At 42.5% G+C, this 21,582-nt stretch carries 13 protein-coding genes and 1 pseudogene; 8 read left to right on the top strand and 6 right to left on the bottom strand.

What is annotated here, in order from left to right:
* Nucleotides 1–11 precede the first annotated feature (11 nt).
* The 5 genes from RB604_RS01860 (at nucleotide 12) to RB604_RS01840 (ending at nucleotide 7,448) form a co-directional block, all read left to right on the top strand.
* Nucleotides 12–3,170: an efflux RND transporter permease subunit gene (locus RB604_RS01860; RefSeq protein ID WP_007480126.1), complete on the top strand. Its 3,159-nt coding sequence runs from the start codon at nucleotides 12–14 to the stop codon at nucleotides 3,168–3,170.
* A 61-nt stretch (nucleotides 3,171–3,231) separates the two neighbouring features.
* Complete coding sequence (locus tag RB604_RS01855; RefSeq protein ID WP_055295723.1) at nucleotides 3,232–3,525, top strand: PG0541 family transporter-associated protein; 294 nt, start codon at nucleotides 3,232–3,234, stop codon at nucleotides 3,523–3,525.
* A gap of 192 nt (nucleotides 3,526–3,717) precedes the next feature.
* Nucleotides 3,718–5,091, top strand: a complete 1,374-nt coding sequence (locus RB604_RS01850; RefSeq protein ID WP_005929113.1) for an SGNH/GDSL hydrolase family protein — start codon at nucleotides 3,718–3,720, stop codon at nucleotides 5,089–5,091.
* Nucleotides 5,045–5,974, top strand: coding sequence for an SGNH/GDSL hydrolase family protein (locus tag RB604_RS01845; protein WP_007480129.1), 930 nt, complete (start codon nucleotides 5,045–5,047; stop codon nucleotides 5,972–5,974). The genes RB604_RS01850 and RB604_RS01845 overlap by 47 nt, the downstream gene beginning before the upstream one ends.
* Nucleotides 5,961–7,448 carry an MBOAT family O-acyltransferase gene (locus tag RB604_RS01840; RefSeq protein ID WP_007480131.1) on the top strand — a complete coding sequence of 496 codons (1,488 nt, stop codon included), beginning with the start codon at nucleotides 5,961–5,963 and terminating at the stop codon, nucleotides 7,446–7,448. The genes RB604_RS01845 and RB604_RS01840 overlap by 14 nt, the downstream gene beginning before the upstream one ends.
* A 177-nt stretch (nucleotides 7,449–7,625) precedes the next feature.
* Here RB604_RS01840 and RB604_RS01835 read toward each other — a convergent pair whose 3' ends face one another.
* Nucleotides 7,626–9,968 (bottom strand): glycoside hydrolase family 20 protein, encoded by a 2,343-nt coding sequence (locus tag RB604_RS01835; RefSeq protein WP_005929123.1) that lies wholly within the window; start codon nucleotides 9,966–9,968, stop codon nucleotides 7,626–7,628.
* 304 nt (nucleotides 9,969–10,272) lie between these two features.
* On the opposite strand from RB604_RS01835, the gene RB604_RS01830 reads away from it, so the two are divergent.
* The gene (locus RB604_RS01830) at nucleotides 10,273–10,842 is read left to right on the top strand and encodes an RNA polymerase sigma-70 factor (protein ID WP_005929125.1); all 570 of its coding nucleotides are present in this window, start codon (nucleotides 10,273–10,275) and stop codon (nucleotides 10,840–10,842) included.
* 23 nt (nucleotides 10,843–10,865) lie between these two features.
* On the opposite strand, the gene RB604_RS01825 is transcribed toward RB604_RS01830, so the two are convergent.
* The 5 genes and pseudogenes from RB604_RS01825 to RB604_RS21390 all read right to left on the bottom strand — a co-directional run.
* Nucleotides 10,866–14,366: a DUF4886 domain-containing protein gene (locus tag RB604_RS01825; RefSeq protein WP_055295729.1), complete on the bottom strand. Its 3,501-nt coding sequence runs from the start codon at nucleotides 14,364–14,366 to the stop codon at nucleotides 10,866–10,868.
* Nucleotides 14,367–14,398: 32 nt separating this feature from the next.
* Nucleotides 14,399–16,096, bottom strand: coding sequence for an alpha-amylase family glycosyl hydrolase (locus RB604_RS01820; protein ID WP_007480135.1), 1,698 nt, complete (start codon nucleotides 16,094–16,096; stop codon nucleotides 14,399–14,401).
* Nucleotides 16,097–16,148: 52 nt separating this feature from the next.
* A complete protein-coding gene (locus RB604_RS01815) occupies nucleotides 16,149–17,123 on the bottom strand; it encodes a FecR family protein (protein WP_005929134.1) in 975 nt (324 codons plus the stop codon).
* Nucleotides 17,124–17,207: 84 nt separating this feature from the next.
* Nucleotides 17,208–17,648, bottom strand: a complete 441-nt coding sequence (locus RB604_RS21395; RefSeq protein WP_244881823.1) for a cation:dicarboxylate symporter family transporter — start codon at nucleotides 17,646–17,648, stop codon at nucleotides 17,208–17,210.
* A gap of 106 nt (nucleotides 17,649–17,754) precedes the next feature.
* Nucleotides 17,755–18,387 (bottom strand): annotated as a pseudogene (locus tag RB604_RS21390) (cation:dicarboxylate symporter family transporter); the annotation flags it as partial.
* A 226-nt stretch (nucleotides 18,388–18,613) separates the two neighbouring features.
* Between RB604_RS21390 and RB604_RS01805 the strand changes: the two are divergent.
* Both RB604_RS01805 and RB604_RS01800 read left to right on the top strand, forming a co-directional pair.
* Nucleotides 18,614–19,519: an endonuclease/exonuclease/phosphatase family protein gene (locus RB604_RS01805; protein ID WP_007480139.1), complete on the top strand. Its 906-nt coding sequence runs from the start codon at nucleotides 18,614–18,616 to the stop codon at nucleotides 19,517–19,519.
* Between the two features lie 9 nt (nucleotides 19,520–19,528).
* Nucleotides 19,529–21,526: a retaining alpha-galactosidase gene (locus tag RB604_RS01800; RefSeq protein ID WP_044093720.1), complete on the top strand. Its 1,998-nt coding sequence runs from the start codon at nucleotides 19,529–19,531 to the stop codon at nucleotides 21,524–21,526.
* Nucleotides 21,527–21,582: the final 56 nt, after the last annotated feature.

The raw sequence follows: 21,582 nt of genomic DNA, 5'->3' as shown, positions 1-21,582 counted from the left end.
ACTAAAATAACATGAGTTTATACGAAGGAGCGGTAAAAAAACCGATTATGACCTCCCTCTGCTTCCTTGCAGTGGTGATCTTTGGTCTGTTCTCTTTATCAAAGTTGCCTATCGACTTGTATCCGGATATCGATACGAATACGATCATGGTAATGACCGCTTATCCGGGCGCCAGTGCTTCGGATATAGAAAATAATGTAACCCGGCCGTTGGAAAATACGTTGAATGCTGTTAGTAATTTGAAGCATATCACTTCCCGGTCGTCAGAAAATATGTCTCTGATTACTTTGGAGTTCGAGTTTGGTAATGATATCGACGTATTGACGAATGATGTCCGTGACAAACTCGATATGGTAAGTTCACAGCTTCCCGATGATGTGGAGAATCCTATCATCTTCAAGTTCAGTACGGACATGATTCCTATTGTACTGCTGTCAGTGCAGGCCAATGAAAGCCAGGCAGCACTTTATAAGATATTGGACGACCGCGTTGTGAATCCTTTGGCACGTATCCCCGGTGTAGGTACGGTGTCTATTAGTGGTGCGCCGCAACGTGAAATCCAGGTTTATTGCGACCCGAACAAACTGGAGGCTTATAATCTGTCGGTCGAGACAATCAGTTCCATTATCGGTGCCGAGAATAAGAATATTCCGGGTGGTAATTTTGATATTGGTAATGAGACTTATTCGTTGCGTGTAGAGGGTGAGTTTCAAGATTCCCGCCAGTTGGAGGATGTTGTGGTGGGAACCTATAATGGTGCCAGTATCTATTTGCGCGATGTAGCCCGTGTAGTGGATACGGTGGAAGAGCGTGCACAGGAAACTTATAATAACGGAGTGAAGGGTGCGATGATTGTTGTACAGAAACAATCCGGCGCCAACTCTGTGGAGATTTCGAAGAAGGTGGATGAAGCGCTTCCCCGCTTGCAGAAGAATTTGCCGAGTGATGTAAAATTAGGGGTTATCGTAGATACTTCCGATAACATTTTGAATACAATCGACAGTTTGGCTGAAACGGTACTCTATGCCTTGTTGTTTGTGGTAATCGTGGTATTCCTTTTCTTGGGACGTTGGAGGGCTACGCTGATTATTTGTATCACTATCCCGCTTTCACTGATTGCCTCATTTATTTATCTGGCCATTACCGGGAATACGATTAATATCATTTCATTGTCTTCGCTCTCTATTGCTATCGGTATGGTGGTGGACGACGCCATTGTAGTATTGGAAAATGTTACTACACATATTGAGCGTGGTTCCGATCCGAAACAGGCAGCCGTTCATGGAACGAATGAGGTCGCTATTTCCGTTATCGCATCTACGTTGACGATGATTGCCGTATTCTTCCCGTTGACAATGGTGAGCGGTATGTCCGGTGTCATGTTCAAACAGTTGGGATGGATGATGTGTGCTATCATGTTTATCTCTACCGTGTCTGCTTTGTCATTGACTCCGATGCTTTGCGCCCAGTTGCTGAAGCTCCAGAAGAAACAGTCGAAAGCGTTTACGATGTTCTACCGTCCTATCGAGAAGTCACTGGATGGTTTGGATAATTGGTATGCCCGTATGTTGAACTGGTCGGTTCGTCACCGTTCGGTTATAGTTATCGGTTGTATCGTGTTCTTTGTTGCCAGTTTGTTCTGTGCCAAAGGGATCGGTACGGAATTCTTCCCGGCACAGGATAATGCCCGTATTGCCGTAAAACTGGAATTACCGATCGGTACCCGTAAGGAACTGGCACAGGAAATTTCGGAGAAGCTGACCAATTATTGGTTGGAACATTACAAAGGTATAATGAAAGTATGTAACTACACTGTAGGACAGGCCGATTCGGATAATACATTTGCTTCGATGCAGGACAACGGTTCACATATTATCTCTTTCAATATCAGTTTGGTGGATCCGGGCGATCGTGATATTACACTGGAACAGGTCTGTGATGAAATGCGTGAGGAATTGAAGAAATATCCGGAGTTCAGTAAAGCGCAGGTTATTCTTGGTGGTAGTAACACCGGTATGTCTGCCCAGGCAAGTGCCGACTTTGAAATTTATGGTTATGATATGGCTACTACCGATAGTGTGGCTGCCCGTTTGAAACGTCAGTTGCTGGATGTGAAAGGAGTATCTGAGGTAAATATCAGCCGTAGCGATTACCAGCCGGAATATCAGGTAGATTTTGATCGTGAGAAGTTAGCATTGCATGGATTGAATCTTTCTACAGCCGCAACTTATCTGCGGAACCGTATTAACGGCGCGGTCGCTTCGAAGTATCGTGAAGATGGAGATGAGTATGATATCAAAGTGCGCTATGCTCCTGAATATCGCACGAGTCTCGAAAGCCTTGAAAACATTCTGGTATACAATGCTAAAGGTGAGGCCGTTCGTATTAAAGACCTCGGTACGGTAGTCGAACGCTTTGCACCGCCTACTATCGAGCGTAAAGACCGTGAGCGTATTGTTACCGTGTCTGCTGTTATTTCCGGTGCACCGTTGGGTGACGTGGTGAATGCCGGTAATGCGATCATTGACAAAATGGAAATGCCTTCGGAAGTGACGATACAGGTGGCCGGTTCCTATGAAGACCAGCAGGATTCGTTCCGTGATTTGGGAACTTTGGCAGTCTTGATTGTGATTCTGGTATTCATCGTGATGGCGGCACAGTTCGAATCGTTGACCTATCCGTTTATCATTATGTTCTCCCTTCCGTTTGCATTCAGCGGTGTATTGATGGCTTTGTTCTTTACCAACAGTACATTGAGTGTCATGAGTTTGCTGGGAGCCATTATGTTGATCGGTATTGTGGTAAAGAACGGTATTGTGCTCATTGACTATATTACGTTGTGTCGTGAACGCGGTCAGTCGGTATTGCACTCTGTAGTAACCGCCGGTAAGAGTCGTCTTCGTCCGGTATTGATGACTACTGCCACAACCGTTCTCGGTATGATTCCGATGGCAGTTGGCGGTGGACAAGGTTCGGAAATGTGGAGCCCGATGGCAATTGCCGTAATTGGCGGTTTGACGGTATCTACCATTCTTACACTGGTTCTGATCCCGACGCTGTATTGTATATTCGCCGGTACGGGTATCAAGCATCAGCGTAAGGTGATGAAGCGTAAACGCGAACTCGATGTCTATTTCGAAGCGCATAAAGACGAGATTATAAAGAAATAACAAAATAGGACTATAAGCTGCTCCCTTGTGGCTTATAGTTCATAAATAACCCTATGAAATAATGAAATCAGTATTAATAACATTCGACCAGACCTATTATGAACGTATCATAGCTCTATTGGATCGTTTAGGATGCCGTGGTTTTACCTATTTGGAGCGTGTGCAGGGACGTGGCTCAAAGACCGGTGACCCACACTTCGGAAGCCATGCCTGGCCAAGTATGTGTTCGGCCATCTTGTCGGTAGTTGAAGACGAAAAGGTAGATCCGCTACTGGATACTTTACATAAAATGGATTTGCAAACGGAACAGCTCGGACTGCGGGCATTTGTTTGGAATATAGAACGGACGATCTGATTCGTATCGATCATTAACATAAGAAAGGAGAATCTCATGAATCATATGGATTTTCCTTTTTTTATGCGTTTATCTATCTTTGGCTTCAAGCAAAGATGAGCTGCATCTTGGCATAAAAAATGAACGAGTTCATTTTATTCTGCTCTCGGTTTGCATTATCTTTGCAACTCCTTATAAAAATAAGAGAGTGCAATGAAGAATTATCTGAAATATTCGTTAGGACTTATTGTCTTTGTGATGATTGCTCTGATTGCAATGCACTGGTTACCGGCTATAACCATTGACGGACATACCATGCGGCGGGTGGACTTGTTAAGCGATGTACGTCCGTCTAAATCCGATATGGAAGAGTTAGATACAGATAGTCTGCCTCCCGTACCGGCGGTAAAGCCGATTTTTGTAGACACTTGCCGCACCGGTATGACTTGTATAGAAGATTACAGCGATTCTACCTTACGTGGTATGACACCTTTTTATCGTGCGTTGGATGAGGTCTCTTCAAAAGGGCGTCTGGTACGTATCGCTGTCTTCGGCGATTCTTTTATTGAAGCCGATATATTTACTGCGGATTTGCGGGAGATGTTGCAAAAGCGTTTTGGAGGCTGTGGAGTAGGTTTTGTTACTATTACTTCCATGACCAATGGGTATCGTCCTACCGTGCGGCATACCTTTGAAGGGTGGTCGAGCCATGCCGTAACCGATAGTGTCTATTTTGATCGCCGGAAACAGGGGATATCAGGGCATTATTTCATCCCCGGTAAAAATGCATATGTTGAACTGCGTGGACAGAATAAATATGCTTCTTTACTGGATACTTGCCGGGAAGCATCTATCTTTTTCTACACTAAAGATACTGTCGACTTTTCCGTCCGTGTGAATCGCGGTGAAATACAAAACCACCGTTTTGCTCCTAATGGGCATTTACAGGAACTACAAATCGACGGTCGTATCGGTTCTATACGTTGGACGATAAACCGGGCAGATTCTACTCTGTTTTACGGCATGGCTATGGATGGCACGGAAGGTATCGTTGTCGATAATTTCTCTTTGCGTGGCAGTTCCGGTCTCTCTTTGCGGACGATTCCTGCCGATATGCTGAAAGAATTTAACAGGCAGCGCCCTTATGATCTTATCATTTTGCAATATGGTTTGAATGTGGCTACCCAGCGCGGATACAATTATGACAGTTATCAAAAGGGCTTGGTTACTGCTATTGAACATTTGAAGAAGTGTTTTCCACAATCCGGTTTCTTGCTGCTCAGTGTTGGCGACCGTGATTATAAAACGGATACGGGTGAATTACGCACAATGCCTGGTGTAAAGAATCTGATTCGTTATCAGCAAAATATTGCAGCAGAGAGTGGCATTGCTTTTTGGAACATGTTCGAGGCAATGGGTGGAGACGGTAGCATGGCGAAGCTGGTACACGCTAAGCCGTCGATGGCCAATTATGACTATACGCATATCAACTTCCGGGGAGGGAAGTATTTGGCCGGATTGCTTTATGAAACGTTGATTTATGGAAAGGAACAATACGACAGGAGGCATGCTTATGAGACTGAATAAATTTTTGTGCGTATTGTTGTTTTGTCTTCTTTCTGTCTTGAAGCTTCTGGCGCAAGACCCTTTACCTGCTTGTCCGGTGAAAGGTAAGCTGATGCAAAGCGTCAAGCCGATGAAAGAGATGAAACTGCTTTATGATACAATACAAGTCCGGGTGGATTTGCCTGCTACTTTTAAGGAAGTAGGATATAATGAGATTATCGACAGCCTGGGTATCTTATCTCCTGTATTAGAGCATCTGCGTTTGGTGAAGGGAGGAATTCTGGAAGACACGGTACGTATTCTGCATATTGGAGACAGTCATATCCGGGGGCATATTTATCCTCAGACTACCGGACAAAGATTGGCCGAAACATTCGGCGCGGTATCTTATACAGATATGGGAGTCAATGGAGCGACTTGTCTTACTTTTACTCATCCTAACCGTATTGCCGCTATTGCCGCTTTGAAACCGGAACTATTGATACTCTCTTTCGGGACGAACGAGAGCCACAATAAGCGTTACAACTCCAATTTGCATTATCATCAAATGGATGAACTTATTTCACTGATTCGTGACAGCTTGCCGGATGTTCCGATTTTATTGACCACTCCTCCCGGCTCATACGAAAGTTTTCGTCAGAAACGGAGACGCAGGACGTATGCTGTGAATCCGCGGACGGTGACTGCTGTAAATATGATTCAGAAGTATGCCCGTGATCATCATTTGGTTGTGTGGGATATGTACAATGTGGTTGGAGGTAACCGGCATGCCTGTAAAAACTGGCAGGAAGCCGGCTTGATGCGTCCCGACCACGTGCATTATATGCCTGAAGGCTATATTCTTCAAGGCAATTTATTATACGAAGCCCTTATAAAAGCCTATAACGATTATGTTACCCATTGACATTGATTTTAGCCGCCTCTGTGAAGTGTTTACATACGATCCGCAAGCTCCGTTGATATTTACCAGTGGAATATTTCTTTGGCTGTTTGCCGCCTTTATGGTGGTGTATGTGTTTTTACAATATAAATACACGGCACGTATTCTGTTTGTTACCCTGTTTTCTTATTATTTCTATTATAAAAGTAGCGGTACGTACTTTTTCCTGTTGGTATTTGTCACTGTGGGTGATTTTGTATTTGCACGTTTGATGGATCGTACTACCGGTAAGTACGGGCGAAAAGCATGGGTGGTTTTGAGTTTGTGTCTCAATTTGGGTTTACTTTGCTATTTCAAGTATACCAACTTTTTGGGCGGGGTGATTGCTTCATTGATGGGCGGGGAGTTCACGGCTCTTGATATTTTTTTGCCGGTGGGCATTTCTTTTTTCACTTTCCAGTCGCTCAGCTATACGATTGATGTCTATCGGCGGGAGATAAAACCGTTGACCAGTCTGTTGGATTATGCTTTTTATGTCTCTTTCTTTCCGCAGTTGGTAGCCGGTCCGATTGTCCGGGCACGCGATTTTATTCCTCAGATTCGTAAGCCGCTTTATGTGTCGCAGGAAATGTTCGGACGTGGAATATTCCTCATTGTGGCCGGCCTTTTCAAGAAGGCAGTAATCTCCGATTATATCAGCATAAACTTTGTAGAACGCATATTCGATAATCCTACTCTTTATTCTGGGGTGGAGAACCTGATGGGGCTTTATGGATACGCTTTACAGATTTATTGCGACTTTTCCGGATATAGCGATATAGCCATCGGCATTGCGCTCTTGCTGGGTTTTCATTTCAATATGAACTTTGATTCCCCTTATAAGTCGGCTTCCATTACCGAATTTTGGAGACGTTGGCATATTTCTTTATCCAGTTGGTTGCGTGATTATTTGTATATATCGTTGGGTGGAAACCGGCACGGGAAGTTTCGTCAGTATCTCAATTTGATTATTACCATGTTTTTGGGCGGACTGTGGCATGGGGCTTCCTGGAATTTTGTTCTTTGGGGGATGTTCCATGGAGTGGCATTAGCACTTCATAAAGCTTGGATGAGTATTACCGGTCGTAAAAAAGGGGAACAGAGTCATGGCATCCGCCGTGTTTTCGGTGTCATTATCACTTTTCATTTCGTTTGTTTCTGCTGGATCTTCTTCCGTAATGCCGATATACACAATTCAATGGATATGCTGAGGCAGATATTTACGGTGTTCCGTCCGCAACTCTTTCCACAATTAATCGAGGGATATTGGGAAGTCTTTGCTTTGATGTTGCTGGGCTTTCTACTTCATTTCGCTCCCGATCGTTGGGAGAATGCGGTTTGTCGTGGAGTAATCCGTCTCCCCTTTCTCGGGAAGGCGGTATTGATGGTCGCTATGATTTATCTGGTCATTCAGATGAAGAGCAGTGAAATCCAGCCGTTTATTTATTTCCAATTTTAGCCGGAATAATTTATATAGAGTAGTCAAGTAGTAAGTAGTCGAGTAGTTAAGTAGAAATGATTTGTTTGATGTGTTTATCTTAACTATTTACTGCATAACTACTTACTACTTGACTACTTAACTACTTAACTACTTAACTACTTACTCCTAACTCCTATCTTCTATCTCCCACCTTCCTTATTCCACACTTATTTCATCTACAAAGAGGAAAGGAGCTTTTCCTTCTCCGGTATGTCCTTTCGGCAAAGCAGGGGTATGTTTGATAATGACTTTTACGAAGTTTGCCTTTACAGGAGGAAATTCTACGCTGTAACTCTCAGTTGTTTTAGGAGCAGCAGAACCTGTTTCAATCGGATAGTCTTTGGAAGCCACTTCCCGGAAATCTTTTCCATCATCCGATACGGCAACACTCAGTCCACAGGCTCCCATGATCCAGGCACTGAGGTCGATGATGGCTTCTGTTGATACCCGGCTTATTTCCGTAGATTCTTCCAGATGAATGGTTGCTTCGACGTCTTTTCCCGGGAAACCGAGCCAACGTCCACTGGCATAAGAATTTGTTCCTTTTAAACCATCTACGAGCACAATGGCACCATCATAAGAATATTTAGGAGACGGCTGGTTTTTCAGTTCGATGGGGCGACAAGTTGCTTTATTGAAATCGATCTGTTCCGATTTGATTTTACTGTTATTACCGTTAGGGCGTATGGCGATTGCTTTGAAATTAGCGGCTTGTGTAACGGCTATCGGCTCTTTGTATAGTGTTCCGTTCTTTGCACTCGGTTCCGTTCCGTCCAATGTATAGTAAATAGGTGCATCGTCGATGGTGCTCAGTTCTATCATAACTGCTTTTTTTTCTGGATCAGACGTGATTTTTGAGTCTATATTAAATACATGCTTGCCATAGTTGAGACCTTCACGGTCATAGAACGCCAAAAGTTGTGGCAGGCGTTTGGTGAAGTTGCGGTAGTCTTTCTTTTCCGGAAGTGTCCATTGCACCTCTGCCAAGGCTGCCATACGTGGGAGCACCATGTATTCTATTTGCTGGGTGGTGGCTATATATTCGGTCCATAAGTTAGCTTGTACACCGATGATATGTTTTTTTTCATTTTCATTTAGTGAAGCTGGAACGGGTTCCAGGCTATATACTTTCTCCAAAGGAACACAACCACCGATAGCATCCGGCTCATCTTTGGTATCTGCCGTCTGGTAATAATCGAAATATACATACGTATTGGGAGTCATGATGACGTCATGTCCTAACTTGGCCGCTTCCAGACCGCCATTCATTCCACGCCATGACATAACGGTAGCGTTCGGTGCTACATCACCTTCCAGTATTTCATCCCATCCGATGATGCGTCGTCCCTTACTATTGAGAAATTTTTCAATGCGTGACATACAATAACTTTGCAGGCGGTCTTCTGCCGTATGTTTCTTGTCGGCTTTTAGGTTTTCCGATTTGATACGTGCCTGGCATTTCGGACATTTTTTCCAACGGTCTCGTGGCGCTTCATCACCGCCGATGTGGATATACTCGGATGGAAACAACTCAACGATCTCGCTTAACACATCTTCAAGAAACACCATGGCTTTTTCATTACCGATACAGATGACATCCGGGAATACTCCCCATGTTTTTTCTACTTCATACGGGCCACCCGTACAACCCAATTCCGGATAAGAGGCCAATGCGGCAAGCATATGTCCGGGCAGGTCTACTTCGGGAATAATGGTAATATATCTTTCTTGTGCATAGGCTACTACCTCCTTTATTTGTTCTTGCGTATAGAAACCTCCGTAAGGTGTTCCGTCATATTGGCCGGAGTTGTGTCCTATTACTGTTTCCGAACGTTGCGAGCCGATCTCTGTCAATCTCGGATATTTCTTAATTTCAATTCTCCATCCCTGATCTTCTGTCAAGTGCCAGTGGAAAGTATTCATATTATGCAGAGCCAGCAGGTCGATATACTCTTTTACAAACTCTACCGGGAAAAAGTGACGTCCTACATCGAGATGCATACCTCGATAACTGAAACGTGGATAGTCTTTAATGGTTACTGCCGGAAGTGTGATCTTGGCACCGGCAACTATTGCCGGAATTGACTTTCGCAAGGTTTGTATACCATAGAACACTCCATTAGGTGTTTGCCCGTTGATGGTGATTTGCCGGGAAGATACTGTAAGTTCGTATCCTTCTTTTTCTACGATACTTTTGTCCAATCCTAAGACAATAGCATTGGGTGGTGTACTTTCCGACGTGATTGTTGCAATGTCGAGTTCTTTTCCGGTTGCCTCTTTGATATATCCGGATAAAAACTCTGCATTTCGTTTTAGCAGTTCGTTTCCTTCGGGATAAAGGATTTTTGTAGTTTCCTGTAGGGTGAAAGGAGTTTCTTGATTAACAACGACCTCTTGGGGGAGAGGGATTACCTGATAATTGATTTCTTCCTTTTGCGTGTTGCATGAAGTGAAAGTCAATGTAGCGACCGCAAAAAGTACTTGGTTAAGTTTTCTCATAATAAAATTGATTAGTATTAGTTCGGGCAAATATAGTAAAAATTATAGTTATGATTTGTTTAAATAAGATATTAAGTGTGGAGATTCTTTTTTAGATAAAAAGAATGGTTATATTAGAGTAACTCCGCAATTAATAGGAAAAATCAGAGAAGATATTTCACCTTGAATTACGTATTATACCTTTCTTAACACTTCTGTAATATATAGGAGAGTTGCAAATATATCAGAGAACGGAAAAGTTCGGCACAATTGTTCTTTCTTATTATTAAAATGTTATGTTTGTATAGTCTTAAATATAATAGTAATGAATGAACCTGATTTGATAACCGGCATAAAGAATGGGGATGTACAGTGTTTTGAAGAACTTTTTATAAAATACTATTCACATTTCAACCAATTTATATTCGGGTTGGTGAAGGACGAATGGATTTCTGAAGATATTACGCAAAACACATTTATCAAAGTGTGGGTCAATAGGGAGAAATTACAAAGCAATTTATCGATTCACTCTTATTTGTATGTAATTGCTAAATATGAGGTATACAATCATTTTCGTTCTAAGCAAAACCAGATAGTAGACCGATTTTTAGATGGTGTACACGACACTGTAGTTACTCCAAGTGCAGAGAACGAACTGTTTTGGAATGAAATGCAGAAAGCGATTGCGGATACCATTGAAACAATGCCGGAGAAACGGCGTGCCATTTTCAAAATGAGTCGGTTTGAACATAAATCTGCAAAAGAAATAGCCGAAATAATGCATATTTCGGCACGTACGGTAGAAAAACATATTGAACTTGCCCTTCGTGAATTACGTACGAAATTAACTCCTTTCTTATTTTGGATATTGGTTTATGGACACATTACATTGTGATTTGAGTTACGAGTTCTCTCATCTTATTTCTTTGTGAATTTGATACAATCCTTTTTGCTCTTAAAAAGATATATACCATTTTGTAATGAATTTATATCTAATTCTGTGGTTGTCTCTCTGATCGTTTTATTAATAACTTTTGTGCCGTGTATGTTCCAAATAGTGATGTCGCCAATTTCACTTTCCGAATTTATATCGATTTTATTATTATTGATGCTAATTTTATCTTTAGTTTTTAGGTTATCGGTGCCTGTTGCTACGATTTTAGCATAGAGTGTTAGGTCGGTTTGGGTAGTTGAGTTCCCGTCATAGCGATTTCCTTTTTCATCATACCATCCTTCGAATGTCGGGCTGTCATCAGGAACAGGATTTTTGGGAAACTTCATTTCTGTGTTATTATAAAGTACTGCATATTCGTTGTCATTATACATAAAGATTGTTTTGTATACTCTGTTGGAACCTCTATAGACAACCGGCATGTTGTCATCAGAATCAAGCTCTTGTCCGAAAAGAAACTCCATTTGATCACCGTTTAATAAATAGGCAACTTCTCCGGAATGAAATTCTTCTATTTTCATAGGAATTCCACCTTTGCCTGTCAAGGTGTAGTCGGCGTAATAATAGTTATTTTCACAATCAAAATTTGTCGTGTTGGTTTTTCCATAAACGCTGCCTTGGTCTGTGGCCGTGCAATCGATAGTACCGATAACATAATTGTTCGTAATGGTTTCGGCAGCTTTTGACAAATTAGAATATGAATTGATTCCGGCTACATATTTGGGGATTTCGGAACCGTTATTTTTAATACTACCGTCAAAGTAGCATCCGTTAATAACGGCTTCGATGCCGGTAGTACTTGAATTTGTACATCCCAAAATACCGCCGATACCATTGGTTACTTTTCCGGATGTCGCGATTGTTATATTACCTGAGTATGAGCAGTTCTTTATATTGGCATTTTTCATAAATGCCAATACACCACCTACATATGCCGGTGCTCCCATGATATTAATTTCAACATCGCTATGACAATTAATCATATTTCCTAAGGCATTGGCTTTGCCGACGAATGATCCGACCTGGGTTTTCTGAGCCACTGATGCGGGAATGTCGATTTTTCCTGAGAGGTTGATATTAATAATATCACAACTCTCACTGTTTGTACCACCTATGAAGCCTGCAAAGTTCGATTTCTCAGTAAGGTCGCTTTTATTTATATACATATTATAAATGTGATAACCTTGTCCGTCTATTTTTCCGGTAAAATAAGTTCCGTATCCTATTGGAGTCCATGGTTGGTTACCTAAATCTATATCTTTGGCAATCTTTATACCCGTTATGGCATGTCCTTGATTGACTTGATTGGCTACCCATGCTAATTCTGCTCCTGTATAAATAACACAATTACCGGAAACGTCACGGGCAGGTTCAATCATGGAAATACCATCCCACGGGCCTTCTGCCACAGGTTCGAATGGTATGACTTTCACAATACCCGGAATCATAATGGCCATGGCATTGATATAACTTATTTTGTAGATATCCGCACTTGTAGCTCCCGGGGTGACTGTAAATCGGATATGTCCGTCCGCATCGGGATATATCGAGGTGAGTTCGGCAACCGACTGATCATTGTTGTTGCCATTTAGTCCGATGTAATTTTCTACAGTTCCAAAGGTCGAATATTCTGCTTCATGAACTTCTGTTGTATTCATGTAAGAACCGAACATATAAAAATCATAGGATTTTTCGGGATTCAAGCCACTGAATACAATTTCGGCATTGTCGGCAAGAATACCGTCTTTTTCGACACCGTTTACCCAATAACCTGTTGAAGATACATTTGCAGGCATGTTGAACAACGTATTTGTTTCGGATGCACCGTTTTCAGTAATGCCGGCAAAACTTTTTGTGATGTTTAGAGAGATGCCTGAAGTATTCTCTTCCGAATCTGTCAAATTTTCTATTTTAGTTCCGGCAAGATGGGATGTCACATTATTCCAAAGGTTTTCTTGAGTTGCTTTTTCACTGGTGGTAAAGTTAATATGGACAGGAATTTTCCCCGGGATCTCAAGGTGTGGGGTTATCATTAATGCTCCCAGATAATAAGTTCTCTTTTCTTCGTTGTTGTTTGTGCCGGCTTTTACAGTTAAACAGATACGTCCTTTGTCATCAGCGATTATTCCTTGAACCGTTGCAATGTTTGCAGTGTTGTCCGTTGGATTCAGAGAGGCACTTCCGTCATTTTCTCCTTTGAAGGAGTAGACGGTTTCAGCATTGGCCGATGCATTCATAACCGAAGCAAATACACTCATATCATACGCTTGCCCCGGATATAATCTGGAAATAATAACCGAACTCTCTGTGGTACCGTAAAAGGTTGATTTAGACACATTCGAAGGCATATCTAAGGCTGTTGCCGATGATATTGTTCCAATGGAGGAAATGCCGTCGAATGGTTTTTCTATCGAGGCTTTCACATCTGTTCCATACCCTTTGCTGTTATATAAACTTCCCGTATTTGCTCCGGTTAATGCAGTTGTCAAACTATTCCATGAATATTGAGAAACTGCAGATGAGCCGAGACCGATGCCGAAATTGATCATTAACGGTCTGTCGATGACTTTGAATTTTGTATTTGGGTTTACTCCATAGGTATCCACAAGGCTGCTGATACTTTGGGGGTTGATAATAGCTTCATGGGCGGCATGTTGACACATCTCTGCACAGAAATCGCTGACGGAAGCAGGGTGATAACTTAATCCGATGACACTTTTCCCAAAGATTTTTTCATACCATGTTAATGCTACGGTATAACGGCCGTGGCTGAGATTCATGTGATAGCCATCACGGTTATAATCATCGCCGATGTAACTGGTACGCCCGTTTTGGACGGCTGTCCCGCCCGGAATTATATTTTCTTCGCCAATTCCCGATTGTACGGCGGCGCGGCTTGCACAATCAATGATTTTTGTATATTGATCCATCTGACCGGTATAAAGACCTTTGTTGATTAACTCTTCTAATTTGGCCGAACCGTTTTGATAGGCCCAGGTCATGTAAAGATAAAACTTGGCGTTTTTATTCGTAAGATAAGTTTTAAGATAGGTAATCAGATTGTCCAAATATGGAAAGTAATGGCTATATGCGCCCGAATAATTATGGTCGGTTTGTATAATGACAATATCCCAGTCTTCATCCGTAATGATATTTGCATCGAATTTGCGGCTGTTTCCTCCTGTCGATGTCATTTTCCCATCTTTGATTTTGTAGTAATTGTATATCTGTTGATTTCCGGTAATATAATTCGTGTGAAGTTCTAATGTAGTTCCTCCTTTATATGGGAATCCCAATACGATATCATCTCCTGCAGCTTGTACTATCGGAAGAAGTTCCTGCAAAGCTGCATCGAATGAGAAACTGTTTCCAACAACGAGAATTTTTTTAGTTTCTGCATTCGTTGTAAAAACTGTTCCTGTGATACTTAAGAACAGCATTAAATAGAATTTGAAAACCTTTTTCATTGATTTATTATTTTGTTGATGACTAATATGAATTACAGAACTTTACAGATGACGGAACTTATTCCTTGGATTTTCAGCGATAACTTACCTTTCGATTTTTTTATTGACAAACTTTTGGGATCTCCCCAAATAATTTCTAATCGATCATACCCTCCAATGAGTGCCGTAGTATTTTTTTCTCTTGGATTGATAATTACCAGATATTTTGAGTGATTGTCGGAGCGTTCGTATATGGCAGGGTATGCCTGCTGCGGATCACTGACAAGCTTCCATCCTCCGGTATTCCCCAATGCAGGGACTGAAGAACGGAGGGCAAGAAGCCCTTTCGTACAGTTGAGTATGGAATGCGGGTCATTGATTTGACCGGCCACTGTCGGACGCTTCGGGTCCGGGTCTATGGGTAAGTACAATTTTGAAGGGTCGCAGGTAGAGAAACCGGCTGTTACGCCTGCTTCCCATTGCATGGGCGTTCTTTGGGCCGACCGGTCCCGACTGCCTTCAATAAACGGCCATCCGTCCATTGAACGCATCCCGATTTCTTCTCCGTAATATACAATCGGCACCCATGGCATTGTCAGGAAGAATGTCATGGCCACTTTTAGTTCCTCCGAAGTGGAACGCTGGTTGCGATTTAGTCTCCAGGTGTCATGGCTGGATGTGGGCATGCATGGGAAACCGTGCCCTTTGGTTACTTCATACATTTTTTTAAAAGGTTCCACGAAAGAGGCGAACTGCCCTTTTCCCGCCCTGTCGAACCAACAGTGTTTCGGTTGGTACATACCGGTTTCCGGGTCTGCATATCGAAGTGTATTGTGCACCAGATCGCGATACATGGTTTTTCCACATCCGTTGTGGCGGATAATATCGATATCGAAACCGCAAGAAATGGCCTCTATCGGACTTGACCATTCTGACAGGAAGATCGTTTCGGGATACTTTTTTGCCTGCCAGGAAAATATTTCATTCCAAAGTTTTCTTACCCCGTGAAACTCTGCATCATCTCCTTTTACCAATGACCAGGCCAGGTCGCAACGAAAACCGTCGACTCCTTTATCAAACCAAAAAGAGATGATATTCTTTATCTCCTGGCGGACTGCTTTCGGACCGGGAGCATCATAGGCTTGTTCCCACGAATTTTCCGGGTCCGGTTGATAATATCCGTAATTGAGTGCCGGTTGAATATCGTAATAATTCATCAGATAGTATCCGTCGCGCGGATATTCATTTTTTACCCAGCCTCCTCTTTCCGGTTTCGGCGGAGTTGTTTTTTTACCTTTCGTCCAAATGTAATAATCGGCATAATGCCCGTTGGGATCTCCATTCGCAGACTCCAGAAACCAAGGATGCTTGTCTGAAGTGTGACCGGCCACAAGGTCGAGGCACACCTTGATACCCTTTGCATGTGCATCGTTTACCAGATTTACTAAATCGGTATTTGTACCGAAACGTGGGTCGATTTTATAGAAATCGGTGATATCATAACCGCCGTCTTCAAATTCGCTGCAAAAGACCGGACTGATCCAGATGGTATTAAAACCTAAATTTTTTATGTAATCCAAACGTGAACGGATACCTTCCAAATCGCCATATCCGTTTCCATCGCTATCCATGTAAGAAGAAGGATAGATATGATATATGGCCGCACTTTCCAGCCATTTGGGATAGTCTCGGGCGGCAAGAAGGTTGCTTGCAAGAACTATAAAGGTGAAGAATAAAATGATTCGTTTCATCTGATTGTTTTTTGTGGGTTCTATCATTTACCTGTTGAAAACTGAAATTGTGTTACCGTATCTCTATAGTGGTGTTATCATGATATATAATGCTCATCTGTTGTGATGCGTTCAAGTAATTTAAAATCTGTTCAATTGTCTCATCGTTGGCAAATATTGCATCGTATTTTATTGATTTTAATTGGGGGTTGGTGATTACAATTTTCTTTTGGAAATGGCGTTCGAGCTGGTTGGTTATATCTTCCAGCTTTTTATCGATAAAGTAGAACTTACGGGATTGCCCTTGATTAGCTATAGTCGAAATGTTCATTTGCGACATATTTCCGGTAGTTTTGTCGATCTTTACAATATCACCGGGCGCCATGAGTACCTCTACCTGTTTATTGTTGAATTCAGATTCTACGTCTACACATCCTTCGTACAGCATTACTTCAAATTCCGAATCGGATTCATGCGATTGTACGTTGAATTTAGTTCCCAATACTTTGATTGTGGCATTGTTGCATACAACGGAAAACGGATGTTTCGCATCCTTGGTTACCTCTACGTACGCTTCGCCAAACAAATGAACTTTTCTGTTGTGGGTAAAGTCGTTTGCTTCATAAAAAAGGGTACTTGTGGGTTTGAGGTAGACCTTTGTAGAGTCGGGAAGTATCACCATCTTTGAATTGCCTGCCGATGCGTATACCTTTTCCAAATTGATATCGCCGGACCGGGAATTCCATAAATGTGTACCCAATAGGAAACCGCATACCAATACGGTAGCTGCTATTCCCGATATCCAACGGTATATTATTTTTCTCTTTTGAGTGACTTTGGGGGAGCCGATACCTATGCGATGGCATGTGCGGCTGAACGCGCATCTGGCTTTTTGCTCATCTTGATGGGTACATTTTTTCAATAATTCCAGAAGGATGGTATCCAATTCGGTATTATTGATATTGTCTATATACCATTGTTCTATTTTCTCGGAATCAGGGGGTGTAGACTGACTCTCGAAAAACATTTTTATGCTTTCTTTCTCCATATATTTTTTTAATTATTCTTTCCTCTATATAAAAAGAACACATGACATAATATGACTACGTAATCTGATTTTGAAATAGATCTTTTATTGTTGCGCAGATGCATATTTTTTTGCGAAAAAGCGGTCGATAATAAGGGTGATAGCACCGTCTCCACTGACATTACATGCCGGGCCATATCCGTCGAGAGCCAGATAAATGGTCATCATCAAGGCACTTTGTTCCGGCGAAAAACCGAGAACAGATTCCAGTAATCCGATCGATGCCATCAAGACACCTCCCATTACTCCGGGAGCAGCTACGGCAGAAATTCCTTGTAAAAGAATGAAATTGACAAAGAGTGCAAAACTGATATTCATTCCGCTCAGATACATCACTGCAACCGATGTAGTGATAAGTTTGATAGTCGACCCGCACATATGGACTGTAGAACAAAGAGGGACGGTAAAATTGGCGATCTCTTTGGTGGCACCGTTTTTCATGGTACATTCGAGAGTGACAGGAATAACAGCCGAACTGGAGCAGATTGAAAAGCCTGTCAGATATGCCGGAATAATGTTTCCATATACATTTAAAAGGATTTTTCTTAGCTATCAGTCCGGCTATGATATATTGGATAATGAGATAGCAGATAGACAGGATGACACCGGTTGCAATGACTTTGATGCCTGTTCCCATGACAGTTGACAGATGACCGGCGGCACTCATTTCGCATATCATTGTGAAGATATAAAACGGCAGGAGGGGAATGATGGCACGTTCAATTGTGAGTTTTACTATTTCTCCGAATTCATCAAAGGCTTTTTTCAGTCCCGGAGCTTTGGTGAAAATGATGCCGACACCGAGCATGAATGATAGAAGGAGAGCCGTCAGTATATCGCAAATCGGAGGGAATTTGATATTGAAATAAGGTTCGAATACTTTTCCTTCCAGCGCGGAAGTGGAAATTTCACCGATACTTAGATAATGGGGAAGCAGGTTTGAAGCACAACCGTATGCAAAAAATCCTGCACCTATCGTCGACAGATAGGAGATAACAATAACACTCAACAGCATTTTTCCCGCTCCGCGTCCTAAGTTGGCAACGGAAGGAGTCACCAGACCTAATACGAGCAAGGGCACGATAAATTTGAGAATTTGCGCAAAGAACACATTGAAGGTCTTAAGTATTCTGATCATAATATCCGGGGCTATCAACCCCAATAACGAACCGATAGTTATCGCAATCAATACTTTAGGGAACAATCCTAACTTTCTTTTTTTCATTTTGTCAATATTTTAATTTAAAGGAACATTCATTCAAGGAACACATTACATCATGCATCTACGTAGCCGGTATTTTTATTTGGTTTGAATATTGTGGCTTGTGACGGCTTGGATTATCAGAATAAAGCATGTTAATGTTTTTTAAATCAGTGTTGGCTTTGTATTGCCGATTACGTATTCAGTGCCTTTTGCTAAGTCTTCATAGTATAATTTTAAAGATACATATATGAAAAAAAACATTCTTTTATCCGGCATTTTACTGCTGAGTTTTTCTTGTGCCGTCGCCCAGGATTATCATGACGATGTTGTCGTGCTGGATTCTGTAAAGGTGATGTCGTTCAATATTCGTTTCAATAATCCGAACGATTCTCTCGATACGTCATGGGATCGGCGTCGGGAACCATGTACCCGTATGATGGCCCAGTATCGTCCCGACGTGGTGGGGATGCAGGAACCACGCAACGAGATGTGGCAACAAATTTTTGATATGCTACCTGATTACGGTTATTATCGTATAGAGATGAACGACACACTGTCCGATTCCCGTACCGGAGGAGTATTGTTGTTATATCTCCGTGATAAATATTCAGTGGAACGTTCGGGACATTTTTGGTTGAGTGCTACTCCGGAAGTTCCGTCTCAGCCGTGGAATTCGACTGACCGGCATTATCGGGCTGCCTTGTGGTTGCAACTCAAAGATAAAAAAAGCCGGAAAGACTTTTATATTGTCACCACCCATCTGCCCTATAAAAAAGATCCGGTGGATACTGAGGTACGTGCCCGGTGCGCCTCATTGATAAACAATCAGATGAAGACCATCGCCGGTGGGGACGCGGCCGTATTCGTGACCGGTGATATGAATGCTTCCTACAATTCCGGTGATCCACGGCGTGAGAGCCTGACTCCGTTTTACCGCTGGTTCGCTTCTGCCAGAGAAGATGCTGTTAAGACGGATGATTATTCCAGCTTTAATGGTTTCGGGCGTGTCTCTCCTTTGGTCAGAGGCAAAAATCTGGATCATATTTTCTACCGTAATGCTTGCCCGTTGGTGTTTGAAACGATTGATAAGCCGGTTTACGGTGTAAGGTGGATTTCAGACCATTATCCTATCATTTGTACATTTACTTATTGATTTGAAAAGATGAAGAAATATAAGATAATTTTTTTGATGTTTATAGCGGTTTTCACTGCTACAATGGTTGCTGCTACCGGATATAAGCTGGTTTCTCCTAATGGGAGGCTTGTGAGTGAAATAAATGTCGGTGACAGTCTTACGTTTACTCTTTCTGACGAACGTCAATCGATATTGTCACCATCGACCATTGCTATAGAATGGGCGGATGGTACAGTTTGGGGAGCCGGTATGAAAGTAAGAAAAGCACAACGCTTGTCTGTCGATGAAGTGATTCCTTCTCCAATGTATAAGAAATCGCAGGTACGAGATAAGTATAACCGATTGGTATTGAACGCGATTGCCGGTTTCAGTATTGAATTCCGGATGTATGATGATGGAATGGCTTATCGCTTCATATCTTCGCTTTCGGGGGAGCATATCATAAAGAATGAAAAGGCGGTGTATCGGTTGTCTCAGAACTTTGAGACATGGGCTCCGTATGTGCGTGACCGTAAGAAACGAAAGAACGCTACCCGTGAACAGCAGTTTTGGAATGATATGCAAAATCTTTATACATATCTTCCAGTGCAAGACTTTGATGCTAATAATCTGTTGTTTACACCGATACTTGTCAATCTGGAGCATGACGAAAAATTGTGTATTGCCGAAGTTGACGTTGAAGATTATCCCGGGATGTATTTAGCCGCAGATAATTGCAGGCCACAGTTGCAAGGAGTCTTTGCTCCTTATCCGAAGAGTGTGGTGCGGGGCGGGCATAATGACCTTGAATATCTGGTTACTTCGCGGTATCCCTATATGGCAAAGATCGATGCACCGCGCACTTTTCCGTGGCGGACTTTCATAGTAACGAAGCGCGATGGAGAGTTGACGGAAAATGATATGGTATACCGGTTAGCTGCTCCGTCACGTATTGCCGACCGGTCATGGATCAAGCCGGGGAAGGTTGCCTGGGAGTGGTGGAATGACTGGGGGCTTTACGGAGTAGATTTCAAAGCCGGCATCAATACAGAAACTTATAAATACTACATCGATTTTGCTTCCGAAAACGGTATCGAGTATGTTATTCTCGATGAGGGATGGGCTACCAAAGGAAAGTGTGATCTTTTTGATGTCGTTCCGGAAATCGATCTTCAGACAATAGTAGATCATGGAAGGAGAAAAGGGGTCGATATTATTTTGTGGGCCGGTTATCTGGCGATGGAACTTAATTTGGAAAAGGTGGTATCGCATTATGCCGATATGGGTATTAAAGGTTTTAAAATAGATTTCCTTAATCGTGACGATCAGGAGATGATTGCTTTTATGTACCGTACAGCCAAAGTATGCGCTGCTCATAAAATGCTTGTCGATTTTCACGGTTGCCCCAAACCGACGGGCATGCAACGTACGTATCCCAATGTGGTCAATTATGAAGCGGTATTCGGCCTTGAACAATTGAAGTGGTCTAAACCCGATGTCGATATGGTTGCTTACGATGTTTTATTACCATACATCCGTATGGTGGCCGGCCCGATGGATTATACGCAGGGAGCGATGCGTAATAGTGTCAAAGGCGGATATTTCCCGAACAGGAGTAATCCGATGAGTCAGGGCACCCGTTGTCATCAGCTTGCAGAATATGTCGTATTCGATTCCCCGCTTAACATGCTTTGTGATTCTCCGTCCAATTATATGCGTGAACAGGAATGTATCCGCTTTATTTCCCGGATTCCTACTGTTTGGGATGACATTTTCGTGCTCGATGGTAAAGTCGGGGAGTATATCGTTGTGGCTCGGCGCAAAGGTGATGATTGGTATATCGGAGTATTGGGCAATTGGAATGCTCGTGAACTGACAGTGAAATTGCCGGATGATTGTATCGGGAAACGAATCGAGATATTCAGTGATGGGATAAATGCCCATCGGTCGGCTCAAGACTATCGGAAAACGTCCGGGATATTGGAACAGAATGAGATTGTCATCCGACTTGCGCCGGGTGGGGGATGGGTAGCTTGTATTCAATAAGATCATCCATGCTACAGTCTGAACTATATTCCCAAAGTTATCTATCCAACTTTTAG

It is taken from the genome of Bacteroides salyersiae (assembly GCF_031172035.1).
GTDB classification, from domain to species: domain Bacteria; phylum Bacteroidota; class Bacteroidia; order Bacteroidales; family Bacteroidaceae; genus Bacteroides; species Bacteroides salyersiae.
This window is presented reverse-complemented; position numbering and strand designations above follow the sequence as displayed.